Origin of the sequence: Promicromonospora sp. NPDC050880 (assembly GCF_044456525.1) — a bacterium.
In the GTDB taxonomy this organism is placed as follows: domain Bacteria; phylum Actinomycetota; class Actinomycetes; order Actinomycetales; family Cellulomonadaceae; genus Promicromonospora.
Map to the genome: position 1 here is coordinate 702,863 of NZ_JBITFV010000001.1, position 16,131 is coordinate 718,993.

At 73.9% G+C, this 16,131-nt stretch carries 14 protein-coding genes; 8 read left to right on the forward strand and 6 right to left on the reverse strand.

The genetic code is table 11. The annotated features are described in order from the left end of the window. Positions 1–28 precede the first annotated feature (28 nt). From cobA to ACIBBF_RS03235, 3 genes are read right to left on the reverse strand one after another with little or no spacing between them, the layout of a single operon-like run. Entirely contained in the window at positions 29–1,411 is a 1,383-nt protein-coding gene (cobA, locus tag ACIBBF_RS03225; protein ID WP_397410412.1) for a uroporphyrinogen-III C-methyltransferase, read from the reverse strand. Next, positions 1,404–2,270, reverse strand: coding sequence for a phosphoadenylyl-sulfate reductase (locus ACIBBF_RS03230; RefSeq protein WP_397410414.1), 867 nt, complete (start codon positions 2,268–2,270; stop codon positions 1,404–1,406). Before ACIBBF_RS03230 ends, cobA begins: the two co-directional genes overlap by 8 nt. Further along, entirely contained in the window at positions 2,267–3,985 is a 1,719-nt protein-coding gene (locus ACIBBF_RS03235; RefSeq protein WP_397410416.1) for a nitrite/sulfite reductase, read from the reverse strand. The genes ACIBBF_RS03230 and ACIBBF_RS03235 overlap by 4 nt, the downstream gene beginning before the upstream one ends. A 651-nt stretch (positions 3,986–4,636) precedes the next feature. On the opposite strand from ACIBBF_RS03235, the gene ACIBBF_RS03240 reads away from it, so the two are divergent. Then, entirely contained in the window at positions 4,637–4,990 is a 354-nt protein-coding gene (locus ACIBBF_RS03240; protein WP_397410417.1) for a hypothetical protein, read from the forward strand. Positions 4,991–5,039: 49 nt separating this feature from the next. Here ACIBBF_RS03240 and ACIBBF_RS03245 read toward each other — a convergent pair whose 3' ends face one another. Continuing rightward, on the reverse strand, positions 5,040–5,906 hold the full coding sequence (locus ACIBBF_RS03245) for an arylamine N-acetyltransferase (protein ID WP_397410419.1): 867 nt from the start codon (positions 5,904–5,906) through the stop codon (positions 5,040–5,042). A gap of 134 nt (positions 5,907–6,040) precedes the next feature. On the opposite strand from ACIBBF_RS03245, the gene ACIBBF_RS03250 reads away from it, so the two are divergent. Then, positions 6,041–6,523 (forward strand): DUF456 domain-containing protein, encoded by a 483-nt coding sequence (locus tag ACIBBF_RS03250; RefSeq protein ID WP_397410421.1) that lies wholly within the window; start codon positions 6,041–6,043, stop codon positions 6,521–6,523. A 254-nt stretch (positions 6,524–6,777) separates the two neighbouring features. On the opposite strand, the gene ACIBBF_RS03255 is transcribed toward ACIBBF_RS03250, so the two are convergent. Then, positions 6,778–7,398 (reverse strand): PaaI family thioesterase, encoded by a 621-nt coding sequence (locus tag ACIBBF_RS03255; RefSeq protein ID WP_397410423.1) that lies wholly within the window; start codon positions 7,396–7,398, stop codon positions 6,778–6,780. 24 nt (positions 7,399–7,422) lie between these two features. Here ACIBBF_RS03255 and ACIBBF_RS03260 point away from each other — a divergent pair, with 24 nt between their 5' ends. Together ACIBBF_RS03260 and ACIBBF_RS03265 are read left to right on the forward strand one after the other, a co-directional pair. Further along, positions 7,423–9,498, forward strand: a complete 2,076-nt coding sequence (locus ACIBBF_RS03260) for a S9 family peptidase (RefSeq protein WP_397410425.1) — start codon at positions 7,423–7,425, stop codon at positions 9,496–9,498. A gap of 13 nt (positions 9,499–9,511) precedes the next feature. Then, positions 9,512–9,988, forward strand: a complete 477-nt coding sequence (locus ACIBBF_RS03265; protein ID WP_397410427.1) for a GNAT family N-acetyltransferase — start codon at positions 9,512–9,514, stop codon at positions 9,986–9,988. A 139-nt stretch (positions 9,989–10,127) separates the two neighbouring features. On the opposite strand, the gene ACIBBF_RS03270 is transcribed toward ACIBBF_RS03265, so the two are convergent. Next, complete coding sequence (locus ACIBBF_RS03270) at positions 10,128–11,705, reverse strand: sugar transferase (protein WP_397410429.1); 1,578 nt, start codon at positions 11,703–11,705, stop codon at positions 10,128–10,130. Between the two features lie 320 nt (positions 11,706–12,025). On the opposite strand from ACIBBF_RS03270, the gene ACIBBF_RS03275 reads away from it, so the two are divergent. The 4 genes from ACIBBF_RS03275 (at position 12,026) to ACIBBF_RS03290 (ending at position 16,113) form a co-directional block, all read left to right on the forward strand. After that, the gene (locus tag ACIBBF_RS03275) at positions 12,026–13,201 is read left to right on the forward strand and encodes a glycosyltransferase family 4 protein (protein ID WP_397410431.1); all 1,176 of its coding nucleotides are present in this window, start codon (positions 12,026–12,028) and stop codon (positions 13,199–13,201) included. 100 nt (positions 13,202–13,301) lie between these two features. Beyond that, entirely contained in the window at positions 13,302–14,504 is a 1,203-nt protein-coding gene (locus tag ACIBBF_RS03280; protein WP_397410432.1) for a DUF1972 domain-containing protein, read from the forward strand. After that, positions 14,501–15,232 carry a CDP-alcohol phosphatidyltransferase family protein gene (locus ACIBBF_RS03285; RefSeq protein ID WP_397410434.1) on the forward strand — a complete coding sequence of 244 codons (732 nt, stop codon included), beginning with the start codon at positions 14,501–14,503 and terminating at the stop codon, positions 15,230–15,232. The genes ACIBBF_RS03280 and ACIBBF_RS03285 overlap by 4 nt, the downstream gene beginning before the upstream one ends. Beyond that, positions 15,229–16,113 (forward strand): glycosyltransferase family 2 protein, encoded by an 885-nt coding sequence (locus ACIBBF_RS03290; protein ID WP_397410436.1) that lies wholly within the window; start codon positions 15,229–15,231, stop codon positions 16,111–16,113. The genes ACIBBF_RS03285 and ACIBBF_RS03290 overlap by 4 nt, the downstream gene beginning before the upstream one ends. Positions 16,114–16,131 lie beyond the last annotated feature (18 nt).

Here is a 16,131-nt window from a genome sequence, read left to right on the forward strand (position 1 = left end):
GGCCTTCGCGCCGGCAGAGACCCAGCACTCAACGAGCTTGTGGGGGCCAGGACGGGGAGAGGCGGACCACCGCGCCCACCACGACGACCGCCGGGGGCAGGACGCCTGCCGCCTGCGCGCGGGCGGCGATCGTGGCCAGCGTGCCGGTGGTGACGCGCTGTCGGGGACCGTAGCCGTCCTCGATCACGGCGACCGGGGTGTCGGCAGGACGGTCCCGCGTGACGAGTGCCGCGGCGGTCTCGGCCAGCCGGGTGACACCCATGAGCAGCACCAGCGTGTGGTCGGGGCCGCCGGGTACGTCGGCGGCGCCGTCGTGCCCGGTCAGGACGCTGAAGCCGCGCGCCACACCGCGGTGCGTGACCGGGATGCCGGCCGCGGCCGGCACCGAGACCGCCGATGTGACGCCCGGCACCACGTCGACCTCCAGGCCCGCCGCGCGACACGCCGCCAGCTCCTCGCCGCCGCGGCCCAGCACGTACGGGTCGCCGCCCTTGAGCCGCACGACGTCGCGCCCCGCCTGCGCGTGCTGGATCAGCAGCGCGTTGATCTCGTGCTGCGGCACCGGGTGGTTGCCACTGGTCTTGCCCACGTCGATCACCTCGACCTCTGGGGACAGCTCCCGCAGCAGCGCGCGCGGGCCGAGCCGGTCGACGACCACGACGTCGGCCTGGGCCAGGACGGCGCGGCCGCGGGCGGTGACGAGGCCCGGGTCGCCCGGGCCGCCGCCGACGAGCCACACCCGGCCGGGCTCGATCGTCGGCGCGGGAGCGTGCGCGTCACCCGGCACCGGGCCGGCCTGGACCGATGCCGTGCCGTCCCGGTGCGGGCCGGTGGCACGGGGGCGGTGCCGCCGCAGAGGCAGGGTGCCCGACTGCAGCGCCGCCGCCACCGCGTCCCGGATCGCCCGCGAGCGGCGGGGGTCCCGGCCGGCGGTCACCGCGACGGTCACCTCGGCGTCGTCGGTCAGGGTCGTGCGCGCCACCGCGGGCACCCAGGCGGTCCCCGCGGTGGCGTCGCCCGCCGTGACGCAGAAGACCCGCGCGCGCTCGGCGTCGTCGGCCACCTGCTGGTCCACGGACGGCGAACCGGTGGCCGTGTGCACGAGCCACGCGCCGTCGAGGTCGCCGGTGCGGTAGTCGCGTCGCACCCACTCGACGGCGCCGGGCGCCGGGCCGTCCGTCGGCTCGGGAACCTCGGTGGTGGCCTCGGTGGTGGCCTCGGTGGTGGCCTCGGTGGTGGCCTCGGTGGTGGCAAGGCCGGACTCGGCCAGGACGCTGTGCGGCGCGACGACCCGCACGCGTGCGCCGGCGTCGACCAGCGCGCCGACGCGGCGGGCGGCCACGGGCCCGCCGCCGACCACGACGACGAGCCGGCCGGCGACGCGGAGTCCCAGGGGATAGATGTCAGACATGGAGACCGCACTCGTCCTTGTCGAGCCCGGCCCAGCGGCCCGAGCGCGCGTCCTGACCCGGCAGCGGCCGCGCGGTGCACGGTTCGCAGCCGACCGACGGGTAGCCGTCCGCGAGCAGCGGGTTGACCACGAGGCCGTGCCGCGCGGCGTACTCGGCCACCTCGTCGTCGGTCCACGCGGCGATCGGGTTGATCTTCACCACGCCGTTGCGCTCGTCCCAGCTCACCAGCGGCGCGTTCGCGCGGGCCGCGGTCTCGCTGCGGCGCACGCCCGTGGCCCAGGCCTCGTAACCGGTCAGCGCCTTCTGCATGGGGGCGACCTTGCGCATCGCGCAGCACGCCTCGGGGTCGCGGTCGTGCAGCCGGGGGCCGTACCGTGCGTCCTGCTCGGCCACCGTGAGCTCGGGGCGCACGTCGATGACGGTCACGTCGAGCTCGATCTCGACGGCGCCCCGCGTGCCGAGCGTCTCCGCGAAGTGGTAGCCCGTGTCGCCGAACAGCACGTCCACGAACGGGAACTGCTCCGCGACCAGGTGCGACAGCACGGTGTCCTGCATCGAGGACGCCACCGCCATGAACGGACCGAACTCGCGCACCGCCCAGGCGATGACGGCGTGGGCGTCCGCCTCCCGGTTGCCGGACGACGCGTGCAGCTGCGCCTGCCCGCGCTCCACGACGGCCCGCAGCTCCTCGGCGGTCCGGCGACGACGGCGGGACCGGGCGATCGGCCGGGCCGCGCGGATGCTCTCCCGGGCGGCCGCACGGGCGCGGACGCGAGCGAGACGCGGGTTCACGCCCGCCCCGAACGCCGACGCCGGCGCGGCGAGCGCGACGGCGGACGCAGGCTCCGTGGTGGTCATCGCAGCGCCTCCTCGTCGGCGCGGTGCGCCCACTCGGCGAAGGTCTCGTCGCCCTCGTGGTCGGCGTCGTACCGGCGCACGACCCGCTCCACGTAGTCCCCGATCCCGTCGGCGGTCACCTTGAGGCCGCGCACGGTGCGCCCGAGGCCGGCGTCGTCCCGGTCGAGCGACGTGAGGCCGCCGCCGAGGTGCACCTGGAAGCCGGGCACCTGGTTGCCGTCGTCGTCGAGCACGAGCTGGCCCTTGAGGCCGATGTCGGCCGTCTGGATCCGTGCGCACGAGTTGGGGCAGCCGTTGACGTGCAGGCTCAGCGGCTTGAGGTTGGTCAGGTCGCCGAGCCGCTCCTCGAGCTGCGTGATGGCGGCGGCCGACGTCGCCTTGGTCTCGACGATCGCGAGCTTGCAGTACTCGATGCCGGTGCAGGCGATGGTGTTGCGGCGGAAGGGGCTGGGCCGGGCCTGGAGGCCGAGCTCGGCCAGTCCGGTGATCAGCGGCTCGACCTCGTCCTGTGCGACGTCCAGCACCAGGAGCTTCTGCTGCGGCGTCAGGCGCACGCGGCGGCTGCCGTGCGCCTCGGCCAGGTCCGCCAGGCGCGCGAGCGTCTCGCCCGAGACCCGGCCCACCGTGGGGGCGGCGCCGATGTAGAAGCGACCGTCGTGCTGCTCGTGGACGCCCACGTGGTCACCGCGCTCGTCCAGGCCGAGCGAGGCGGGCGACGGCGGCTCGATCCCGTCGCGGAGCTGGTACCCCAGGTACTCGTCCTCCAGCACCTGGCGGAACTTCTCGACGCCCCAGTCCGCGAGCAGGAACTTCAGGCGGGCCTTGTTGCGCAGCCGCCGGTACCCGTAGTCGCGGAAGATGCGGACTACGCCGTGCCAGACCTCGGCGGCCTCCTCCGGGGAGACGAAGGCGTTCAGGCGCTCCGCGAGGCGTGGCGCCGTGGACAGCGCGCCACCCACCCAGACGTCGTAGCCGATCCCGTGCTCGGGGTGGTCGACGGCGACGAACGAGATGTCGTTGATCTGGTGCACCACGTCGAGGCTGGGGTGCCCGGTGATCGCCGACTTGAACTTGCGGGGCAGGTTGGCCAGGGCCGGGTCGCCGATGAAGCGCTCCTGGATCTCCTCGATCACCGGCGTGGGGTCGATGAGCTCGTCCTTCGCGACGCCCGCGACCGGGCTGCCCAGGATGACGCGCGGCACGTCGCCGCAGGCCTCGGTGGTGCTCAGGCCGACCGCCTCCAGCCGGCGCCAGATCTCGGGCACCGACTCGACCTCGACCCAGTGGAGCTGGATGTTCTGCCGGTCGGTGATGTCGGCGGAGTCGCGCCCGAACTCGGTGCTGATGCCCGCGATGGTCCGGAGCTGCTCGGTGGTCAGGGCGCCGCCGTCGATGCGGACGCGGAGCATGAAGTACTTGTCCTCGAGCTCGTGCGGCTCCAGGGTGGCCGTCTTGCCGCCGTCGATCCCGGGCTTGCGCTGCGTGTACAGGCCCCACCAGCGGAACCGGCCGTGCAGGTCGTCACCGGGGATCGAGTCGAAGCCCTCCTGGGCGTAGATCTTCTCGATCCGGTCGCGGACCTCCAGCGGGTCGGACTCCTGCTTGAACTCCTCGTTGTGGTTCAGCGGGGCGGTGCCGTCGACCTTCCACTGGCCGTTGGGGCGGGCGGGGCGCTTGGTGGTGCGGGGCTGTGCGGGCGGGGCGGTGTTCACCATGGGCAGGGTCCTGTTCGTGCGGGGCGCGCGGGCATGAAGCTGGCTGGGGGAGTGGTGCGCGTCGTTACGGGCAGGAGGCCGTTTCCCGGGGATGACCAGGGACTCAGCGCTGCGGGCCGGCGGCGCGCGCTGACCTTGCGGAGGGCGAGGGGCGCGTCAGTGCAGACAGCTGCGACAGCGGTCGCAGGCACAGGTCGGCATGGCGGGCATTCGCATCTCGTGACGGGATGTCACGAGTGCTGTGCGCGCTGCTGCCTTGGTCATGGCGAAGACGTTAACCGGGGGGTCGGACGGGCGGAAGACCACGTCCACATAGTGGATGTCTATCGGGTGCATCAATGTTGCCTATGGATTTCCCGACCAGAACAGTCGGGATTCCCCCGGATGTCTACTCCAGGAGCTGGTCGGCGAGGTCGGCAGGTTGCCGTGGTGGCTCGTTCGAGGTCGGCAGTTGGCGTCGAGGTCGGCAGAGGTCTGGACCGATCTCGACGCCAATTGCCGACCTCGCAGGGGTTGCCGACGTCGCGGGGAGGTCGGGGCTCGGAGGGTTCCCAGGCGGTGTTCTCCAGGGCCTTGTGAAGAGTGTCACTAACTCCCTGCGTGCGTGGTTTCGAGGCGGTTCGTATGCCCGTCGCCGATAGGCTGCCCACCATGGAGTTCCTCTACAACGTCTTCGTGTTCCTGCACTTCGCGAGCTGGGCCCTCGTCTTCGGCGGCTCCATCGCGTCGCTGCGGACCAAGGCCCTCTACAAGGGTGTCTCGCACGGTGCCATGGGTGCTGTCGTCGCGGGCGTCATCATGGTCGGCATCGCCGAGATGGGCGGCCTCTGGGACGACGGCGGCCCGTCCATGGCGAAGATCGGCGTCAAGCTGATCATCGCGCTCGCCGTCGCCGTGCTGGCCGTGATCGCCGTGCGCAAGGGGGAGAACGTCTCCCAGGGGCTCAAGGGCTCCGTGCTCGGGCTGACGCTGGTCAACATCCTCGTCGCGGTCTTCTGGAACTGAGGCCCCCAAGCGGCCCGCCCGGGGAGCGGGCCGCATCGAGCCACCAGGGCTAACGCGCCGCCAGCCACTCCCGGTGGGCCGTCAGGCTGCGGTCGAACAGGCCGCGCAGGGCGTCGGCGTCGACGTCCTGCATCCTGATGCCCAGGGTCACCAAGCCGTCCCGCCAGTCGTCGTAGCTGGTCAGCTCCGCTCGCGAAGCGCGTGCGCCCGTCCGGGTGAACTGGCAGCCGCGGATCGTCTCCGCGGCGTCGGGGAGCCGGCGCTGGACCACGAGCTTGCGGGCGTAGGCGCCGCTGTCCGGGGCGGTGAGGCGGCGGTGGGCGGCTTCAGCCTGCGCCTGGGTCAGCTGCGCATCGAAGATGTCCACCGCGCCGAAGCTGCCCTGGGCGTCGTGGTGGAACGTCCAGCCGTCGGCGCGCACGTCCAGGCGGTAGGTGAACGGGCCCTGGCGGTACTCGCCCGCCACGAGCGGGAGCGGGGCGTGCAGGCCGTCGCCGCAACCGACGTCGGGCCACCAGACACCACCCGGGTTGTCGGCGGTCGGCAGGCCGCGCACCGACAGCGCGAGGTGGCCGACATGGACGTCGCGGCGCTCGGCGTCGTGGTCCCAGTTGTGGCCCCAGGCCTCCACGACGTCGTAGCCGAGCGCGCGCAGGGCCGCGATGAGGATGCCGTTGTGGTGGAAGCAGTACCCCGCGTTGCCGCCAGCCGCCACGCGGCGCAGGGTCGCGGCCGCGTCGATGTCGGGCGGGCTGCCCAGCATGGTGTGCAGGTTCTCGTACGGGATGCGCTCGGCGTGCCGGCGGTGGATCTCGTCGAGGGTCTCGACCGCGGCGTCGGGCGTGGTGGGGCGCCCGGCGGCGAGCGCGGGGTCCAGGCCCAGCCGGGCGAGGTAGCCGGCGACCGCGTGGCTCACCGTCGTGTCCCGTGCCGGAGCGGGGTCGTGGCGTCGGGGCGCCGTCGTGCGCATCGTTGACCTGGCCTCATGGTCAGAAGCGTAGACGCGGGCGTTTGATCGAGCGGACGCCGCTCACCCGCTAGGGTTCGGCCGTGAGCGTTCTGGGAGAAGTACTCGTCGGCGTCGCCATCTTCGTGGGACTGATCGGCATCGTGGTCCAGATCCTGCCCGGTGCCGTGCTGGTGCTGGGCGGCATCCTCGTGTGGGCCATCTTCACCGGCGGGGTCGAGGCGTGGGTGGTGTTCGGCATCGCGGCGGCCGCGATCGCCGTCGCCGAGGTGGCGCAGTGGCTGATCGCGGGCAAGCACCTGCGCAAGGCGAACCTGCCCTGGGTGACCCTCGCCGTCGGCGGTATCGCGGGCATCGTCGGCTTCTTCGTGGTGCCGGTGATCGGGCTGTTCCTGTTCTTCGTGGGCGCGATCTTCCTGCTGGAGTGGGCGCGGCACAAGGAGGTGCCGGCGGCGTGGGCGTCCACCAAGGCGGCGGTGCAGGCCACGCTGATCACGATCGGGGTGCAGCTGGTGGGCTCGCTGGTCGCCACGGGTGCGTGGGTGGTGGGTCTGTTCCTGACGTGACGCGGGTGGCGCGGGGGTCTCTCGGCACCCGCACCACCCGCGTCGGCTGGGTCGGTGCACGAAGGTGCGCTTCTACCCAGTCATTGGGCCCGGAAAACGAGCTGGATCTGGGCCTGATGACTGGGTAGAAGCGCACTTCTGCGTTCGGGGTGCGGCGGCGCGGGTGGCAGGCAGGGTGATCGGTCGGCGCGCGCCGGCCGGCGTGGTCGGGCGCTCCGGCCCGCCTGACCGGGTCAGCCGGCCCGCGCGCCCGGCTACGACGCCGGCACGTCGAACACCAGCAGCGTGCTCGACGCCGTCGCCACCACCGCGCCCGTCGCGTCGCGGACCACGCCCTCCGTGAAGCCCACGCGCGAGCCCGCCTTGACCACGGTGCCCTCCGCGGTGAGCGGGCCGCCGCCCCCGCGCACGGCCTTGACGTAGTTCACCTTGATCTCGACCGACGTGTAGCCCTTGCCGGGCGGCAGCACCGACTGGATCGCGCAGCCGCACACCGTGTCCAGGAGGGTGCACAGCACGCCGCCGTGGATGGTGCCGATCGGGTTGAAGCCCGACTCGTCCGGGGCGCACCGGAACGTCACCCGGCCCTCCTCCACCTCGTCGATGTCGAGGCCGAAGTGCGCGGCGATCGGGGGCGGCGGGATCAGGCCGTCGCGCATGCGGCGCAGGAACTCGACGCCGGGCACCAGCGGCGCCTGTGCCGCGAGCTGCATCGGGTCGTACCAGGTCAGCTCGCGGGTGCGTGGCTCGCCCCAGGAGTCCGGAGCGACGGCGGACGGGGCCTGGCCGGCGGGGATCTCGCCCGCGGCCCCCGTGGCAGGGGCACCCGCCGCCTCCGGGGTGGCCGGGGCGGAGGTCTGCTGTGTGTCGGACATGTTCGCAAGGGTAATGTCCGGCCCATGCAGGCAGCCGATCTTCCCCTCGTCCGCACCGTCTCCCGCCCTGCCGTCCACCCGGACGGCACGTGGGCCGTCGTGTCCGTGACCCGGCCCGACCTCGACGCCGACGCCACCGTGGGCCAGCTCTGGCGGGTACCGCTCGCGGCCGCCACGATGCCGGCCGTCACACCCTCGGGAGACCTGGCGCTCGCGGCCCCGACCGGCCGCACCCCCGCGCCCCGCCGCCTCACCCGCGGCTTCCGTGACACTGAGCCGCGCTTCTCGCCCGACGGCGCCCTGGTCGCCTTCCTGCGCGCCGAACCGCAGGCCGCGCCGCAGCTCTGGGTGCTCCCGGTCGGCGGCGGCGAGGCGGTCCAGATCACCGAGCGCCAGCTCGGCGTGACCGACTTCCGCTGGTCGCCCGACGGCACCCGCCTCGCCTTCCTGAGCCGGGAGCCCGAACCGGGCCGGTACGGCTCGGTCGAGGGCATCGCGCCCGCCGCCGAGGAGCCGCGCCGCATCACGAGCTGGAGCTGGACGCGCAACGGCCTCGGCTACCACCGCGACCGCCCGCAGCACGCGTACGTCGTGGACGTGCCCGACGTCGCCGCCGAGCCCGTGGTCCAGCCCGTCGCGACGCCGCAGGGGCCGGCCGAGCCGCGCCCGGCCGTCCCCGAACCGCGCCGGGTGACCACCCACGACGTCGACCACAGCGCGCTCGCCTTCACGCCCGACGGAGCCGCGCTCGGCGTCGTCGCCGCACGCGAGCAGGGCCCGGGACAGGTCGGCACCGGGACCGTGCGCGTGCTGCCGCTGACGGGGTCGGGCGGCGGCGGGTCCGACGTCGACCTCGGCACGCTCGGCCCGCAGGCCATCGCGTTCGGGGCGGGCGGCGAGCTGTACGTCGTGGCCCAGGACCTCGGACCCGAGGGCAAGGACTTCGTGGCGCGCAACGCCGCGCTCTACGTGCTGTCGGCCTGGGCCGACCAGCAGCCGCGCCGGCTCACCGACCCGGAGACGCAGACCGTGGGCGGTGAGCCGCTCCCGCTGGACGACGGCGGGGTGCTGCTCGCCCTGGAGACCCGCGGCACCCAGCACGTGGTCCACGTCGCCGATGACGGGGTCACAACCCAGCTGACCAGCGGAGACGTCGTCGTGTCGGGATTCGGGGTCGGTGGCGGGACGCTGGCCGTGTCCTACGCGGACCCGGGCACCTACGGCGAGGTGGGTGTCGTCGAGGCGGGTGCCGCGGCGTCGGCGTCCGCGACCGGGGAGGGCGGTCTGCGGCGCGTCACCGACTTCTCCGCACCGCTGCGCGCCGCCGGCGTCGTCACCCCGAAGGAGCTCGTCGTCACCGGGCGCGACGGCTACCCCGTGCACGGCTGGGTGGCCGTGCCCGAGGGCACCGGGCAGCACCCGACGCTGCTCATGATCCACGGCGGCCCGTACGCGTCCTACACCACCGCCCTGTTCGACGAGACGCAGGTGCTGGTCGACGCCGGGTACGCCGTCGTCTACTGCAACCCGCGCGGGTCGGCGGGCTACGGGCAGGCGCACGGCCGGGCCATCCGGCAGGCGATGGGCACCGTGGACCTGCACGACGTGCTCGACTTCCTGGACGGCGCCGTCGCCGCCGACGGGCGCCTGGACGGCTCCCGCGTCGGCGTGCTCGGCGGCTCGTACGGCGGGTACCTCACCGCCTGGACCATCGCGCACGACCACCGCTTCGCGGGCGCGATCGTGGAGCGCGGCTTCCTCGACCCCGAGGTGTTCTTCGGGACCAGCGACATCGGCTCGTTCTTCGGCCTGGAGTACGTGGGCGAGACCCCGGAGCAGGTGGCGGCGCAGTCGCCGCAGGCCGTCGTCGGCCAGGTGCGAACGCCCACGCTCGTGCTGCACTCCGAGCTCGACCTGCGCTGCCCGCTGTCCCAGGCGGAGCGCTACTACTCCGCGCTCAAGCGGAACGGCGTGGACACGGAGCTGGTGGTGTTCCCCGGCGAGAACCACGAGCTGTCCCGCTCGGGCCGGCCGCGGCACCGCAAGCAGCGTTTCGAGGTGATCCTGGACTGGTGGCAGCGGCACCTGCCGGTCGGATGAGAGCATCGACACCGTGCAGATCATCACCACCCCCCTCGCCCAGCTCGACGTCGCCATCGCCTACGGGGTCTGGAAGCTGCGCCAGGACGTGTTCGTCGTCGAGCAGGACTGCCCGTACGAGGACCTCGACGGGCGTGACCTCGAGCCCGCCACCCGCCAGGTGGTGATGCTCGGCGAGGCGGCTCCTGACTCGGTGTCCGACGGCGGCACGCGCGTGCTCGGCACCGCCCGTGTGCTCGACGACGGCGACGTGTGGCGCATCGGGCGCGTCGCGCTGGTCAAGGGGGCACGTGGCCGCGGCCTGTCCGACGAGGTGATGCGCGCGGCGCTGAAGTACGTCGAGGACTCGGGCGACCGGCGTGACGTGGTGCTGGACGCCCAGTCGCCGCTGACGGGCTGGTACGGCAAGCACGGCTTCGAGCCGGACGGTGACGAGTTCCTGGAGGACGGCATCCCGCACACCCCGATGCGTCTCCGCCGGGCAATGTGAGGCCGCAGGTCCTCGCGAGATCGGTCGGTTGCCTCAAGATCGGTCGATTGATGGACCGATCTCGAGGCAGTGGACCGGTCTCGGCTGCCACGGCATCTCAGGAGGTGCCTCGGCCCGGATCGGCGGCGCGGGGGCAGGCTCAGTACGCGCCGCGGCCCGAGACCACCGCGCGTGCGGTCTGCGCCAGGATCAGCAGGTCGAGGAACGGCGTCCAGTTCTCGGCGTAGTAGACGTCGAGGCGCACGGCCTCCTCCCACGAGAGGTCGGAGCGGCCCGTGACCTGCCAGAGGCCGGTCATGCCCGGCTTGACCAGGAGCCGGCGGCGCATGCGCTCCTCGTAGGCGGCGACCTCGTGCGGCAGGGGCGGCCGTGGGCCGACCAGGCTCATGTGCCCGCCGAGCACGTTGAACAGCTGCGGCAGCTCGTCGAGGGAGTAGCGGCGCAGGAACCGGCCCACCGGCGTGACGCGCGGGTCGGACCGCATCTTGAACAGCGGGCCCGCACCCTCGTTGCTGGCGGAGAGGGCGACCACGTCGGAGTCAGCGCCCACGTGCATGGTGCGGAACTTGACCATCGGGAAGAGCTGGCCGTTCCGGCCCACGCGGTGCGCCACGTAGAACACCGGACCGCGGCTGGTCGCCGCGACGACGACGGCGATGGCGAGGAGCACAGGGGACGCGAGGGCCGTGATGACGGCGGCCAGCGACCAGTCCATGACCTGCTTCACGGAGAACTTGGGGCCGCCGAACCGGGGCATGTCCACGTGCAGCAGCGACATGCCGGGTGCGGGGGAGACGGTGATGCGGGGGACGGCGACGTCGGCCAGCTCGGCCGTCAGCATGAGGTCGACGCCGTAGCGCTCGAGCTCCCAGCCGAGCCGGCGCACGTCCTCCGCCGTGATCTCGTGCGAGCTGCTCACCGCGACGGCGTCGGCCCCGAGCCGGTGGGCCACGCGACCGACGTCGCTGAGGTCGCCGAGCACGGGCACGCCGCTGACGTGCTCGCCGGGGCGCACGCCGCCGGACGGCACGCACACGCCCGCCACGAGGAACTCCTGCTCGGGTGTGCCGTTGAGCAGGCGGATCAGGCGCCCGGCCTGGGGGCGGTCGCCGATCGCGAGCAGGATGGTCAGGCCGCCGTCGCCGCGGCGACGCTGGCGCAGCAGGTGCTGCCGCCACGCGTACCGGGCCGCGACGAGGCCGACCATGCCGAGGGGGAACGCGACGAGCAGGGCTCCGCGTGCGTCGGAGTACGCCGTGACCCATGCGAGCAGGACGACGAGGCTGAACGCCTTCCACGTCGCGTCGAGCACGCGCTGGTACTCGGACATGCCGCGGCCGAAGAACCGCACGTCGTAGGCCCGGTTGGTCGCCAGGGCGGCGAGCCAGACGACGGCGAGCAGCGCGGCGGCCGTCGTGTGCACGGTGAGGTCGGCTGGCGCGCGCAGGGCCCCGCCGTCGACCACGAGCTGGAGCCCGAGGGCGGTGGCGAGCGTCGCGCACACGACGGCGACGTCGGTCAGCCGGATGCGCGCCTGGTACCCCGCCTGCCAGCCGGTGCGCGCCCGCGGCGTGGGGACGGCGTGCAGCGGTCGGCCGTTCGCGTCCGGGGCCAGGGCGCGGGGCTCGTGCAGGGTCGAGCTCGCGGCGCGTACGCCGAGTCCTGCCGACGCGGTGAAGCGGAGCGGCTGCTCGCCGCCAACCGAGTGTGTGGTCACGCTCGATCCCTCCGGGTTCCTGCTCCTGCGTTTCCGGGCACACGCGATCAGACGCTCTGGGTGGCGTCGTCGCACGGGGGTTGGTGTCGCACTGCCCACGGGGGCGATGGACACCCGTGGCTCACCCAAAGTACGGCTTCGGTTCAGACAACGTGGGCTGAACCAGCAGAAGTCACCCGCTCGACCTCAAAATTCACCTCTCGGGCGGGCCATTTCGGCTTAATAGGGTTCATTTCACCCAGGTGAAAGCGCGGGTGAAGCCCGGTTCACCCTGTCCGGGGTCTCACTGGGTGGGCACGGTCCTGGCAGAGTCGTGCGCCATGACCACCGTCCTCCTCGCCCATGCCTCGGCCGAGCTCTACGGCTCCGACCTCCAGCTCGTCGAGACGGCGGCGGCGTGCGCCGAGGCCGGCGCGACCGTCGTCGTCGCGCTCCCGGACCACGGTCCGCTCGCGGCGCGCCTCGCCGCCGTCGGCGCGCGGGTCGAGGTTCTCGACACCCCCGTGCTGCGCAAGGCCCAGCTCTCGCCGCGCGGGCTCGTCGGGCTCGCCGGGCACACCGTGCGCGCGCTCGGGCCGATGGTGCGGCTGATCCGGCGGCTGCGGCCCGCCGCCGTGCTGGTCAACACCCTCACGATCCCCGCGTGGCTCGTCGCGGCGCGGCTCGCCGGCGTCGCCCCGGTGTGCCACGTGCACGAGGCGGAGGCCGACGTGCCCCGGGTGCTGCGCTGGGGTCTGGCAGCTCCGCTGCTGCTCGCGCGGTGCGTCGTGGTCAACTCCCAGGCGGCGCGCGGCGTGGTGGTGGGCGACCTCCCGGCACTCGGGCGGCGCACCCGGGTGGTCTACAACGGGGTGCCCGGGCCGGACGTGCCGCCCGAGGCCCCGCGGCCGCCGCAGGGCCCTGCGCACGTGGTGCTCGTCGGGCGCCTGTCGCCGCGCAAGGGGAACGACGTCGCGCTCGAAGCGGTCGCGCGCCTGCGGCGGGCGGGGCGCGACGTGCGGCTGGCGCTGTGCGGATCGGTGTTCAGCGGCTACGAGTGGTACGAGGAGCAGCTGCGGCAGCGGGCCGCCGAGCCCGACCTGGCCGGCGCCGTCGAGCTGCCCGGGTACGTCGAGCCGTGGGACTGGTTCGCCCGTGCCGACGTCGTCGTCGTGCCCTCGCGGGTCGAGCCGTTCGGCAACGTGGCGGTCCAGGCCCTCCTCGCGCGGCGCGCCGTGGTGGTGAGCCGCACCCAGGGCCTCGCGGAGATCGTGCGCGACGGCGAGACCGGCCTCCTCGTGCCGCCCGGCGACGCCGACGCGCTCGCCGAAGCGGTCGGGGCGCTGCTCGACGCGCCCGACCGGGCGGCAGCGCTCGCGGAGGCGGGCCGGCGGGACGCCGAGGAGCGGTTCGGCGCCGCGCGCTACCGCGCGGACCTGCGCGAGGTCCTGCTCGGGAGCGCGGGCGTGGCGGCGGGCGGACCGGGGGGCGGGCTAAAGGACTCCGCTTCGGCCTGAATTAACCCATAACCGGGTGAAAGTGGCGAGCGGGTTAAATGCCATCTTCACCCACGGATCGGGTGTCCCGTGGCCGTCGGCGCGACCTACGCTCCCTGCCATGCCTCCGGAATCCCTGCGCGTCGCCATGGTCGGAACCCGCGGCGTCCCCGCCCGGTACGGCGGGTTCGAGACCGCGGTCGAGGAGATCGGGGCTCGCCTGGCGGACCGCGGGCACGCCGTGCGCGTCTACTGCCGCGCTGCGCCCGGCGCGCAGGGCTCCGGGGCTGCTGCGACTCCTCCAGCGACTCCGTCCACGGCCTACCGCGGCATGGAGCTCGTGACGCTTCCGGCGATGCGTCGCCGCTCGCTGGAGACGCTCAGCCACACCGCGCTCTCGGTGGCCCACCTGGTGCGGCACCGTACCGACGTCGCATTCGTGTTCAACGCCGCCAACGCGCCCCTGCTGCCCGTCGTCCGCGCGGCCCGGATCCCCGTGGCCACGCACGTCGACGGCCTCGAGTGGCGGCGTGCCAAGTGGGGCCCGGTCGGTCAGCGGTACTACCGCGCCGCCGAGACGGCCGCCGTCCGGCTCTCGGACGCGCTGATCGCCGACGCGCAGGGCATCGCCGACTACTACCGCGACGAGTACGCCGCCGAGAGCCGGCTCATCGCGTACGGGGCGCCGGTGCTGACCGCCGCCGGGCACGACCGCCTCGCCGAGCTCGACCTCGAACCCGGCGGGTACCACCTCGTGGTCGCGCGGTTCGAGCCCGAGAACCACGTCGACGTGATCGTCGAGGGTTACGTCGGCAGCGACGGGGCGCTCCCGCTCGTCGTCGTCGGCTCGGCGCCGTACGCGCACGAGCACACGCGCCGCATCGAGTCGCTCGCCGCGGGCGACCCGCGCGTGCGCCTGCTCGGCGGCGTCTGGGACCAGGAGCTGCTCGACCAGCTCTACGCCGGCGCGCTCACCTACCTGCACGGCCACTCCGTGGGCGGCACCAACCCGTCGCTGCTGCGTGCCATCGGCGGCGGGACGGCGACGATCGCCTACGACGTCGGCTTCAACCGCGAGGTGCTCGGCACCCACGGGCGGTACTTCCGCACGGCCCCCGACGTCGGTGCGCGCGTGCACGAGGCCGAGCAGGACCCCGAGGGCTGCGAGCTGCGGGGCAAGGCCCTCGCCGAGCGCGCCCGGGCCTACGACTGGGACGACGTCGCCGACGGCTACGAGCGGCTCGCCCGCGACCTCGCGGCCGGGAGCACGCCGGGGCCGAAGCGGTTCGCACGCCGCCTGGGTGCGGAGCAGTGGGCCCGATGAGCACCGAGGTCCGGGAGTCCTACGGCGCCGTGCTCGCCCGCCTCGGCACGGCCCAGAAGGGTGCTGCCCGGGGCGCGCCCGCCTACTCGCGGTTCGTCAACCGGCGCATCGGCCGCTACCTCGCCGCCGCCGCGTACCGGGCGGGCCTGACACCGAACGCCGTCACCGGCGTGAGCGCGCTGTTCACGTTCAGCGGCATCGCGCTGCTCGTCGCGCTGCCGCCGTCCTGGGGCCAGGGGGCCGCCGTCGCGGCTCTGCTCGTGCTCGGCTACGCCTGGGACTCGGCCGACGGGCAGGTGGCCCGCCTCACCGGCACGGGCAGCCCCGCCGGGGAGTGGCTCGACCACGTGGTCGACGCCGTCAAGGTCGTCACCCTGCCGCTCGCGCTCGGCGTCGGGTTCGCCCTGCACGACGTCGTCCCGCCCGCCTGGCTGCTCGTGCCCGTCGTGTCCGCGGTGACCAGCAGCGTGCTGTTCTTCGCGATGATCCTCACCGAGCAGCTCCGTCGCGCCCACGGCGTGCAGTCCGTCGCGCCCACCGGTGGCCGTGCCCCCTGGCTGCGGTCCGTGCTCGTGCTGCCCACCGACTACGGCGTGCTGTGCTGGACGTTCCTGCTGCTGGGCGCGCCCACGGTGTTCCTCGGCGTGTACACGGCGATCACGGCGGCCACGACCGCGTTCCTCGCGCTCGCGCTCACCAAGTGGTTCCGCGAGGTGCGCACGCTGTGAGCCGGCTCGCCGGCCCGCTCGCCGATGTCGCACTGGTCGTCGTCAGCTACGGGTCGTCGGGTCTGCTCGCGGCGAACCTGCCCCGGACCGTCGGCGACAGCGGCGTGCGCGTGGTCGTGGTCGACAGCTTCAGCGGCACTGCCGAGCGCGCGGCCGTGACCCGGCTCGCGGCCGAGCACGGCTGGGACCTGCTCGCCCCGGACGTCAACACGGGGTTCGGCGGCGGGTCCAACCTCGGCGCCGTCCACGCGCTCGCGAAGGGCGCCCGGGTGCTCGTCCTCCTCAATCCCGACGCGTGGACCGACCCCGACGGCCTCGCGGCGCTCGCGGACGCCGCCCGCGCGCCGGGTCCCGTGCTCGTCGCGCCGCGGGTCCTGCGTCCCGACGGCCGCGTGTACTCGCGCGGGCTGACCTACCTCAGCCTGCGCGACGGCACCATGAGCGGCCGCCGCAGGAGCTCCGACGACGTGCCCTGGCTCAGCGGCGCCTGCCTCGCGCTCGGCGCGGACCTGTGGACGGCGCTCGGCGGGTTCGACGAGGACTACTTCCTGTACTGGGAGGACGTCGATCTCTCGTGGCGCGCGCAGCGGATCGGCGCGCGGCTCGACGTGGTCGAGGACGCGCACGTGGTGCACGACGAGGGCGGCACGCAGGAGTCGCGCGGACGGGCCAAGAGCGAGACGTACTACCGCTACGACATCCGCAACCGGATGCTGTTCGCACGCAAGAACCTCGGGCCGGCCGCCGTGCGGCGGTGGCGCCGGACGCTGCTGAGCGCCGCGCGTGCGGTGGCGCTGCGGGGCGGGCGCAGGCAGTTCGTCGAGGGGGTCGCGCCGTGGCGCGGGGTGGCGCGCGGCGTGGTGGAGGCGCTGGGACGCTGAGGCGCGGTGCGGCGCGCG

What these genes read in the sequence shown, in the direction of transcription:
- cobA (WP_397410412.1), bottom strand. Translation starts at nt 1,411, where the DNA reads ATGTCTGACATCTATCCCCTGGGACTCCGCGTCGCCGGCCGGCTCGTC.
- ACIBBF_RS03230 (WP_397410414.1), bottom strand. Translation starts at nt 2,270, where the DNA reads ATGACCACCACGGAGCCTGCGTCCGCCGTCGCGCTCGCCGCGCCGGCG.
- ACIBBF_RS03235 (WP_397410416.1), bottom strand. Translation starts at nt 3,985, where the DNA reads ATGGTGAACACCGCCCCGCCCGCACAGCCCCGCACCACCAAGCGCCCC.
- ACIBBF_RS03240 (WP_397410417.1), top strand. Translation starts at nt 4,637, where the DNA reads ATGGAGTTCCTCTACAACGTCTTCGTGTTCCTGCACTTCGCGAGCTGG.
- ACIBBF_RS03255 (WP_397410423.1), bottom strand. Translation starts at nt 7,398, where the DNA reads ATGTCCGACACACAGCAGACCTCCGCCCCGGCCACCCCGGAGGCGGCG.
- ACIBBF_RS03260 (WP_397410425.1), top strand. Translation starts at nt 7,423, where the DNA reads ATGCAGGCAGCCGATCTTCCCCTCGTCCGCACCGTCTCCCGCCCTGCC.
- ACIBBF_RS03275 (WP_397410431.1), top strand. Translation starts at nt 12,026, where the DNA reads ATGACCACCGTCCTCCTCGCCCATGCCTCGGCCGAGCTCTACGGCTCC.
- ACIBBF_RS03280 (WP_397410432.1), top strand. Translation starts at nt 13,302, where the DNA reads ATGCCTCCGGAATCCCTGCGCGTCGCCATGGTCGGAACCCGCGGCGTC.
- ACIBBF_RS03285 (WP_397410434.1), top strand. Translation starts at nt 14,501, where the DNA reads ATGAGCACCGAGGTCCGGGAGTCCTACGGCGCCGTGCTCGCCCGCCTC.